At 72.9% G+C, this 9037-nt stretch carries 9 protein-coding genes and 1 pseudogene; 2 read left to right on the forward strand and 8 right to left on the reverse strand.

Annotated elements, in window-relative coordinates:
- Positions 1 to 92: 92 nt before the first annotated feature.
- Genes gatB through gatC form a run of 3 tightly spaced genes read right to left on the reverse strand, consistent with a single transcriptional unit; the run spans position 93 to position 3399 of the window.
- A complete protein-coding gene (gene gatB / locus SACPADRAFT_RS0213665) occupies positions 93 to 1598 on the reverse strand; it encodes an Asp-tRNA(Asn)/Glu-tRNA(Gln) amidotransferase subunit GatB (RefSeq protein ID WP_007025281.1) in 1506 nt (501 codons plus the stop codon).
- Positions 1595 to 3103, reverse strand: a complete 1509-nt coding sequence (gene gatA / locus SACPADRAFT_RS0213670; protein ID WP_007025282.1) for an Asp-tRNA(Asn)/Glu-tRNA(Gln) amidotransferase subunit GatA — start codon at positions 3101 to 3103, stop codon at positions 1595 to 1597. The genes gatB and gatA overlap by 4 nt, the downstream gene beginning before the upstream one ends.
- A complete protein-coding gene (gene gatC, locus SACPADRAFT_RS0213675) occupies positions 3100 to 3399 on the reverse strand; it encodes an Asp-tRNA(Asn)/Glu-tRNA(Gln) amidotransferase subunit GatC (RefSeq protein WP_007025283.1) in 300 nt (99 codons plus the stop codon). The genes gatA and gatC overlap by 4 nt, the downstream gene beginning before the upstream one ends.
- 234 nt (positions 3400 to 3633) lie before the next feature.
- On the opposite strand from gatC, the gene SACPADRAFT_RS0213680 reads away from it, so the two are divergent.
- Entirely contained in the window at positions 3634 to 4287 is a 654-nt protein-coding gene (locus SACPADRAFT_RS0213680; RefSeq protein WP_007025284.1) for an ACT domain-containing protein, read from the forward strand.
- Between the two features lie 60 nt (positions 4288 to 4347).
- Here the strand turns inward: SACPADRAFT_RS0213680 and SACPADRAFT_RS34515 are convergent, their stop codons facing one another.
- Positions 4348 to 4533, reverse strand: a complete 186-nt coding sequence (locus SACPADRAFT_RS34515; RefSeq protein WP_007025285.1) for a type II toxin-antitoxin system VapB family antitoxin — start codon at positions 4531 to 4533, stop codon at positions 4348 to 4350.
- A gap of 132 nt (positions 4534 to 4665) precedes the next feature.
- On the opposite strand from SACPADRAFT_RS34515, the gene SACPADRAFT_RS0213690 reads away from it, so the two are divergent.
- Positions 4666 to 5283: a hypothetical protein gene (locus SACPADRAFT_RS0213690; protein ID WP_007025286.1), complete on the forward strand. Its 618-nt coding sequence runs from the start codon at positions 4666 to 4668 to the stop codon at positions 5281 to 5283.
- 15 nt (positions 5284 to 5298) lie between these two features.
- Here SACPADRAFT_RS0213690 and SACPADRAFT_RS0213695 read toward each other — a convergent pair whose 3' ends face one another.
- From SACPADRAFT_RS0213695 to SACPADRAFT_RS27660, 4 genes and pseudogenes are all read right to left on the reverse strand, one after another.
- Positions 5299 to 5799, reverse strand: coding sequence for a GNAT family N-acetyltransferase (locus SACPADRAFT_RS0213695; protein ID WP_007025287.1), 501 nt, complete (start codon positions 5797 to 5799; stop codon positions 5299 to 5301).
- Between the two features lie 6 nt (positions 5800 to 5805).
- Entirely contained in the window at positions 5806 to 7998 is a 2193-nt protein-coding gene (ligA, locus tag SACPADRAFT_RS0213700; protein WP_407690020.1) for an NAD-dependent DNA ligase LigA, read from the reverse strand.
- 68 nt (positions 7999 to 8066) lie between these two features.
- Positions 8067 to 8831, reverse strand: coding sequence for a hypothetical protein (locus tag SACPADRAFT_RS0213705; protein WP_007025289.1), 765 nt, complete (start codon positions 8829 to 8831; stop codon positions 8067 to 8069).
- A 12-nt stretch (positions 8832 to 8843) separates the two neighbouring features.
- A pseudogene (locus tag SACPADRAFT_RS27660) lies at positions 8844 to 9037 on the reverse strand (methionine synthase); the annotation flags it as partial.

Here is a 9037-nt window from a genome sequence, read left to right on the forward strand (position 1 = left end):
CGCGAGGCCGAGCCACTCGCGCCGGGACACCCGGCCGGGCGACCACCCGGCCGGGGAACGGCGTCGGTCGGCGGTACGGCCCCCCGCCACCGTCAGGCGCCCACCCGTTCCAGGATCAGCTCCCGGACGCGCTTCGCGTCGGCCTGACCCTGGGTCGCCTTCATCACCGCGCCGACGACCGCCCCGGCGGCCTGCACCTTGCCGCCACGGATCTTCTCGGCGACGTCCGGCTGCGCGGCGAGCGCCTCGTCCACGGCGGCCAGCAGCGCGGAGTCGTCCGAGACGACCTTCAGGCCGTGTTTGTCGACCACCTCGTCCGGGTCGCCCTCACCGTCGAGCACCCCCTGCACGACCTGGCGGGCGAGCTTGTTGGTGAGCTCCCCGGCGGAGACCAGCTCGATCACCCGGGCCACCTGGACCGGGGTGATCGGCAGGTCGGCCAGCTCCACCTGCCTGCTGTTGGCCTGCTGCGTGAGGTTCTGCACCCACCAGATGCGGGCCTCACCGGGGTCGGCGCCCGCCTCCACCGTGGCGGCGACGAGCTCGATCGCCCCGGTGTTGACGAGGTCGCGCAGTTCCTCGTCGGTGAGCTGCCACTCCTGCTGGATCCGCCTGCGCCGCTCCCACGGCAGTTCGGGCAGCGTGGTCCGCAGCTGCTCCACCCATTCCCGCGAAGGCGCGATCGGCACGAGGTCCGGCTCGGGGAAGTAGCGGTAGTCCTCGGCGGTCTCCTTGGTACGGCCCGCGGCGGTGGTGCCGTCGGCCTCCTGGAAGTGCCGCGTCTCCTGGGTGATGGTGCCGCCCGCGGCGAGCACGGCGGCCTGCCTGCCCATCTCGTGGCGGACGGCGCGCTCGACGCTGCGCAGCGAGTTGACGTTCTTCGTCTCGGTGCGGGTGCCGAACTCCGCCGACCCCTTCGGCGTCAGCGAGACGTTCGCGTCGCAGCGCAGCGAGCCCTGGTCCATCCGCACGTCGGAGACGTCCATCGCGCGCAGCAGGTCGCGCAGCGCCGTGACGTAGGCGCGGGCCACCTCGGGCGCGCGTTCGCCCATCCCGGTGACCGGCTTGGTGACGATCTCGATGAGCGGCACCCCGGCGCGGTTGTAGTCCAGCAGCGAGTGCTCCGCGCCGTGGATGCGGCCGGTCGCGCCGCCGACGTGCAGCGACTTGCCGGTGTCCTCCTCCATGTGCGCGCGCTCGATGCCGACCCGCACCACCTCGCCGTCGTCCAGCACCACGTCGAGGTGGCCGTCGAACGCGATCGGCTCGTCGTACTGCGAGGTCTGGAAGTTCTTCGGCATGTCCGGGTAGAAGTAGTTCTTCCGGGCGAACCGGCACCACTCGGCGATCTCGCAGTTCAGCGCGAGCCCGATCCGCACGGCCGACTCCACGGCGGTACCGTTGACCACCGGCAGCGCACCGGGCAGGCCCAGGCAGGTCGGGCACACGTGGGTGTTCGGCTCGCCGCCGAACTCGTTCGGGCACCCGCAGAACATCTTGGTGTTCGTGTTCAGCTCGACGTGCACCTCGAGCCCGAGCACCGGGTCGTACCGCTCGACGACCTCGGCGTAGTCCATGATCTCCGCGACCGCTGTCATCGTGAGGCCACTCCTTCAAGCTCCGGGATGCGGTCCAGCACCGGCCCGCGCGCCGTCTCGTAGGCCGCACCCACCCGGTAGAGGCGGTCGTCGGCCAGCGCGGGCGCCATGATCTGCAGCCCCACCGGCAGACCGTCGTCGTCCGAGAGCCCGCTGGGCACGCTCATCGCGGCGTTGCCCGCCAGGTTCGCCGGGATGGTGCACAGGTCCGCCAGGTACATCGCCATCGGGTCGTCCACCCGCTCGCCGATCCGGAAGGCGGTGGTCGGGGTCGTCGGCGACACCAGCACGTCCACCTGCTCGTACGCCGCGGCGAAGTCGCGGGCGATCAGCGTGCGCACCTTCTGCGCCGAGCCGTAGTAGGCGTCGTAGTAGCCCGAGGACAGCGCGTAGGTACCGAGCATGATGCGGCGCTTGACCTCGGCGCCGAACCCGGCCTCCCGGGACAGGGACATGACCTCCTCGGCGCCGTGCCCGCCGTCGTCGGCCACCCGCAGGCCGTACCGCATGGCGTCGAAGCGGGCCAGGTTGGAGGAGCACTCGCTGGGGGCGATCAGGTAGTACGCGGACAGGCCGTAGGTGAAGTGCGGGCAGGAGACCTCGACCACCTCGGCCCCGAGGGAGCGCAACCGGTCCACGGCCGCCTCGAAGGAGGACAGCACACCCGGCTGATAGCCCTCGCCGGACAGTTCCCGCACCACGCCGACGGTCAGGCCGGACAGGTCACCCTCGGCGCCCTCCCGCGCGGCGCGCACCACCGGCGGCACCGGCGTGTCCACCGAGGTCGAGTCGAGCGGGTCGTGTCCGCCGACGACCTCGTGCAGCAGCGCGGCGTCGAGCACGGTACGCGCACACGGTCCGGCCTGGTCCAGCGACGAGGAGAACGCCACCAGCCCGTACCGGGACACGCCGCCGTAGGTGGGCTTGACCCCCACCGTGCCGGTCACGGCGGCGGGCTGGCGGATCGACCCGCCGGTGTCGGTGCCGATGGCCAGCGGCGCCTCGAACGCCGCCAGCGAGGCCGACGAACCGCCACCGGAGCCGCCGGGGACGCGGTCGCGGTCCCACGGGTTGCGGGTGGGCCCGAACGCGGAGTTCTCCGTGGACGAGCCCATCGCGAACTCGTCCATGTTCGTCTTGCCCAGCACCGGCACCCCGGCCTCGCGCAGCCTGCGGGTCACCGTCGCGTCGTAGGGCGGCAGCCAGTTCTCCAGCGTCCGCGAGCCGCAGGTGGTGGGCAGGCCGCGCGTGGTGAGCACGTCCTTGAGCGCCAGCGGCACCCCGGCCAGCGGGGAGACCGGGGCGCTCCCGCCGTCGAGCGTGGTGTCCACGGCGCGGGCGGCGGCGAGCGCACCGTCGGAGTCGACGTGCAGGAAGGCGTGGACGTCGCCGTCCACCGCGGCGACCCGGTCCAGGTGCGCGCGGGTGACCTCCTCGGACGACACCTCGCGGGAGTGGATCTTCTCGGCCAGTTCGGCGGCCGTGAGCCTGGTCAGGTCGGTCACTGTTCCTCCCCCAGGATGCGCGGGACCCGGAACCGGCCCTCCTCCGCGGCGGGGGCCCCGGCCAGGGCCTCCTCCTGGCTCAGCCCGGGCCGCACCACGTCCGGACGGAACGTGTTGGTCAGTCCGACGGCGTGCGAGGTCGGCGGGATGTCGTCGGTCGCGACCTCGCCGACCTTCGCGACCGAGTCGAGGATCTGGTCGAGCTGGCCTGCGAACACGTCCAGTTCCTCGTCGGTGACGGCCAGCCTCGCCAGTCTGGCCAGGTGCGCGACCTCGTCGCGGGAAATGTTCGACACGCGGGCGACTCCGGGTGTTCTCGATTTCGTGGGCGCGGACACTCGCCGCGGGATTCTGGGCGATCCGGTCTTACCCAGGGCAGTCTATGGGCCTCGGCCCGGCCGGGTGGGGCCGGGTCACCACACCCGACCGCGCCTGTCCCCGGCACGGCCGGAGCTGTCACAATCGTCGGTCGGTGACCGGCGTGGGTGCTTGAATGAGGTGAGGACGCCGGCCGAGGGAAGGGGTCCACGTTGTCTTTCCTGATCCGGGTCCAGGTCCCGGACAGCCCCGGCAGCCTCGGCGCCGTGGCGAGTGCGCTGGGCACGGCCGGCGCCGACATCCTCAGCGTCGACATCGTCGAGCGGGGTAACGGACTCGCCGTCGACGACCTCGTGGTGGAGCTGCCCAACGGCAGGCTCCCGGACACGCTCATCACGGCCGCGGAGAGCGTCGACGGGGTCGAGGTCGACGCCGTGCGCCCGTACGCGGGGGTGCTCGACACGCACCGGGAGCTGGAGCTGGTCGAGGAGATCGCGGCCAGCCCCGGTTCGGGACTGGAACTGCTCGCCGAGGGGGTGCCCCGGATCGTGCGGGCCGGGTGGTCGTTGATCGTCCAGCACACCGGCGACGGCACCAGCCAGCTGTGCGCGTCCACGGCCGCGCCCCAGGCACCCCCCGAGGAGCTGCCGTGGCTGCCCCTGGAGCGGGCCACGGTGCTGGACGCGGACGCGGACTGGGTGCCGCCGATGTGGCGGGAGCTGGGCACCGAACTGGCGGCCACCCCGATCGGCAAACCCGGCCGCGCCCTGCTCGTCGGCAGGCCGGGCGGCCCGATGTTCCGCACCGCCGAGGTCGCCCGGTTGGCCCACCTCGCCGGCATCGTCGCGGTCGTGCTGAACGGCTGACCCCCCGGAGACCGTCCCGCCGCAGGCTACGGGCGGCCCCCGGGCGCCGGCGACGCGGCGTCAGCCCGGCTCGTCCGAATTGCCCTCCCACCCGACGCCACGTACGGCCTCGATCTCTTCCGGCGTGGCCGTGCGCGCGGCTCGCCGCAGTGCGAGGTCTACGGCTTCCCGTCTCGACCGGAGGTCGTAGCGTCGCATCACCGCGTGGACGAGCTCGTCATCGACCGTGACCCTGGTGCGGCCCATGCACGCGGAGTATGCACCCACACGATACCTGCATGCATCCCGGTCCCAGCGCACGCCGCGAGCGTCGTGGTGCCCTTCGGGGGCGTGGCCGTCGGGGCCGGTGCGGGTGAAGACCGCGTAATCTCGCCTCCGATGCCCCTGACGGACCCCGACGATCCCCGGATCGAGCGAGTGCAGGAGAAGCTGGCCGTGCCGGTGCTCTCCGCCGCGCTCGTGTCGGTCCCGGCGGTGTTCCTGACCACGGCGCCCGGGATCACCGGGGTGATCGGGGCCGTGCTGAACTGGATGTCGCTGTCGGTGCTGCTCGGTGAGTCGTTCGTGCTGCTGTGGGCCAGCGGCAGCGTGCGCACGTGGGTCCGGCGGTACCGGCTGCAACTGCTCGTGGTCGGCCTGACGATCCCCGCGGTGATCTTCGTGGTGGGGCCGGTGCAGATCCTGCGGCTGCTGCTCACCCTCGGCGCGTTCCGCATCCTCCGGGTGCGGCGCATCCTGGCCGCCGGCCAGGTGATCATCGAGAAGGCGGAGCTGTCCGCCCACCGGGGCCGGTGGGTGTTCGCCGGGGTCGTCCTGCTCGCCGGGGCGTTCGTCGCGATGGTGCTGTCCGACCCCGACTCCGGCACCCGGCGGGTGCTGACGTGGATCGTCGACCACCTCGGCGCGGGCGGCACGGCCGTGGCCGCCGTCGGGCTGGCCGCCGTCGGGCTGGCCGTCACCGTGCTGCTCCGCCGGGACACCACCGAACGCCGGTGACCCGCGCGCACCGGCTCACAGGTCGAGCGTGAACGCGAGCAGCAGGACCTCCTCGGCCACCGTACGGTCGAGCTCGGGCACGCGACGGAACCCGAGCCGTCCGTAGAGCCGGTGTGCGGTCGTCATGGAGGTCATGCTCGTCAGCACCACCCGGCCCGCGCCCAGCTCACGGCCCCGGTCGAGCGCGGCCCGGGTGAGCATCTCGCCGACACCGCGCCCGCGCCCTCCGGGGGCCACGGCGAGCATGCGGATCTCGACCTCACCCGGGCCGCACAGCTCGGCCATCACCGAGCCGGGCCCCACCAACGTCACCGTGCCCACCGGAACGTCCGCCTCGTCGACGGCCACGAACAGGTCGGCGTGTCCGGCCCGCCGCGCCGCGTCGCGCAGCTGCCCGGCGTACGAGGGGCCCGAGGCGTGGTCGAGGAAGCCGTCGGCCGCGTAGGCCGCGACCGTCAGCTCCCCCACGGCGCCGAACTCCGCGGGCCGGGCCCGCCGCACCACGAGGTCACTCATCCCGCCTCACGCCTCCTGCTGCTCGGCGACCTGCACGGCCGCGTCGGGTCCGCGGTCGAGCAACACGCGGAAGCCGTCCTCGTCGAGCACGGGCACCCCGAGCTGCACGGCCTTGTCGTGCTTGGACCCCGGTGTCTCGCCCACGACGACGAAGGCGGTCTTCTTCGACACCGACCCGGCGGCCTTCCCGCCCCGCGCCATGATCGCTTCCTTGGCCTCGTCCCGGGAGAAGGTCTCCAGGGAGCCGGTGACCACGATCGAGAGCCCCTCCAGGTTGCGCGGGATCGAGGCGTCCCGTTCGGCCTCCATCCGTACCCCGGCGCGACGCCACTTCTCCACGATCTCGCGATGCCAGTCCACGGCGAACCACTCCCGCACCGACCGGGCGATCGTGGGGCCGACCCCGTCGACCTCGGCGAGCGTGGCCTCGTCCGCGTCGTCGATGGCCTCCACCGTGCCGAACTCGCGCGCCAGTGCCTGCGCCGCCGTGGGGCCGACGTGCCGGATGGACAGCCCGACCAGGACCTTCCACAGCGGACGGTGCTTGGCCGCCTCCAGGTTGTCCAGCAACCGCTGCCCGTTGGCCGAGAGGTCCCCCGCCTTGGTGACGAACAACTCGGTCCACTTCAACTTCGCGGCGTCCAGGTCGAACACGTCCCCCTCGTCGACGATCACCCCGGAGGACAGCAACGCACCCGCCGCTTCCCAGCCCAGCATCTCGATGTCGAACGCCCCGCGCCCGGCCAGGTGGAACAGCCGCTCCCGCAGCTGCGCGGGGCACGACCGGGCGTTCGGGCAGCGGATGTCGACGTCGGCCTCCTTCTCGTGGGCCAGCCGGGTGCCGCACTCCGGACAGTGCGTGGGCATGACGAACTCGCGCTCGTCGCCGGTGCGCACGTCCACGACCGGGCCGAGCACCTCCGGGATCACGTCCCCCGCCTTACGGATGACCACCCGGTCGCCGATGAGCACGCCCTTGCGCCGGACCTCCTCGGCGTTGTGCAGGGTCGCCAGCTCCACGGTGGAGCCGGCGACCTTGACCGGCTCCATCACCGCGTACGGCGTGACCCGGCCGGTGCGGCCGACGTTGACCCCGATGTCCAGCAGGGTGGTGTTGGCCTCCTCCGGGGGGTACTTGTAGGCGATCGCCCACCGCGGTGCCCGCGCGGTCGTACCCAGCCTGCGCTGCTGTGCGACCTCGTCGACCTTGATGACCACACCGTCGAGCTCGAACTCGGCCTCCTGCCGGTGCTCGTTCCAGTAACGGATGTGGTCGACCAGCCCGTCCGCGGAGTCGATCACCGTGCTGTGCGCGGAGACCGGCAGACCCCACGCGGCGAGCGCGTCGTAGGCCTCCGACTGCCGCTGCGGGTCGAACCCGGAGCGTTTGCCGAGCCCGTGGCAGATCAACCGCAGCGGCCGGTCGCGCGTGATCTTGGGGTCCTTCTGCCGCAGCGACCCGGCCGCCGCGTTCCGCGGGTTCGCGAACGGCGACTTGCCGGCTTCGACCAGCCCGGAGTTCAGTTCGGCGAACTCGGCCACCCGGAAGTACACCTCGCCCCGGATCTCCACGAGCTCCGGGACCGGGAACCGGTCGTTCGCGGCCAGCCGCTCGGGGACGTCGCGCAGGGTGCGCACGTTCAGCGTCACGTCCTCGCCGGTGCGACCGTCGCCGCGGGTGAGCGCCCGGGTGAGGACACCGTTCTCGTAGAGCAGGTTCACCGCGAGCCCGTCGATCTTCAGTTCGCACAGGTAGCGGGTACCGCCGCCGACCTCCTTCTCGACCCGGTCGACCCAGGCCCGCAACTCCTCCGGGTCGAAGGCGTTGTCCAGGCTGAGCATCCGCTCCAGATGGTCGCCCGCGAGGAACTCGGTGGAGAACATGCCGCCGCCGACCTGCCGGGTCGGCGAGTCGGGCGAGACCAGGCCGGGGTGTTCGGCCTCGATCCGCTCCAGCTCGCGCATCATCCGGTCGAACTCCGCGTCGGAGATCGTGGGCCGGTCGAGCACGTAGTAGCGGAACTGGTGGCCACGGACCTCGTCGGCCAGCTCCCGGTGCCGTTGCCGGATCTCGGCGGGGACGTCGGCGATGTCCTCGGCCTCGGCGGCCGGGGACCCGGCGAGGCCGTCGCCGGTCACCGTCGTCGTTTCGGCATGCTCCGTCCCGGCGCGCTCGATCGCGGCGGTGTCGGTGCCGATGTCGGTGTCGGTGCCGATGTCGGTGCCGGTGGTGTCGGTGTGGTCGTGGCTGCTCACATCCGCACAGCCTAGTGCGCACCACCGACGGTGTCGGCGAGCTCCTCGACGAGCGCGCGGAGGCGGGTGAGGTCGACGGTGCCGTCGGGTTCGCCGAGTGCCGTCTCGACCCGGCGGAGGCGCTCCGCGGCGAGGCGCTCCCCCAGCGCGGCGTCCAGCGGCAGGAACGTCATCGCCCTGCGGGACGCCTCGTCGAGCTCGGCCAGCGCCGGGTGGTACACGGCGACGTCGACCACCCCCTCCGCGTCGTCCACCCGGGCCACGACCCGCACGTCGGCCAGCCCGACCCGCCGGCCGCCCACGTTCACGGTCACCTCCGCCGGGTCCGGGACCGGGGGCACCGAATCATGGTACTCCCACATCGCGTCGTCCGGGGGTGCGCCCGCGATCCAGGCGTCGGTGTAGGGCCGCAGCGCCGGGTCCTCCTGTCCGCTGAGCACCAGCGCGTAGATCGCGCGTCCACCCCGGTCGACGGAGAAGTGCAGGTCCGGATGCAGCCGGGCGACCGCGGAGGCCAGCAGGGTCTCCGCCTGCGACGGACAGCCGTTGCCGAGGGCGGCGCTCACGTCGGGCAGGACGTCGTGCCAGTACCGCCAGAACTCCGCGGCGGCCGCCGCCGGATCGTCCGGCACCGGCTGCCGGGGGAACGCCGTGCGCGGATCCGGCAGGTCGTCCGCCCCCGTCGTCGCCCCGGTGCCGGTGCCGTGCCGGTCGGCGGAACCACGCCGACCACCGTGCCGCGCCCGCAGCGCGCCCCCACGTCGGAACAACCCCATCCGGTGATCCTGTCAGCTCTCGGACGGGTCGGAGAACACTTTCCCCAGATCCGTGGCCAGGGTCAGGGCCCGGCGCGCCCACCCGGCGGTGGTCCCGGCCAGACCGCAGGTCGGGGTCGGCACCGCCCGCTCGGCCAGGATCGAGCGACGGAATCCGAGCCGGTCGGCGAGGTCGAACGCGGGCCTGGCCAGCTCCCGCGCCCCCG

The sequence above is a fragment of the Saccharomonospora iraqiensis subsp. paurometabolica YIM 90007 genome, assembly GCF_000231035.2.
In the GTDB taxonomy this organism is placed as follows: domain Bacteria; phylum Actinomycetota; class Actinomycetes; order Mycobacteriales; family Pseudonocardiaceae; genus Saccharomonospora; species Saccharomonospora paurometabolica.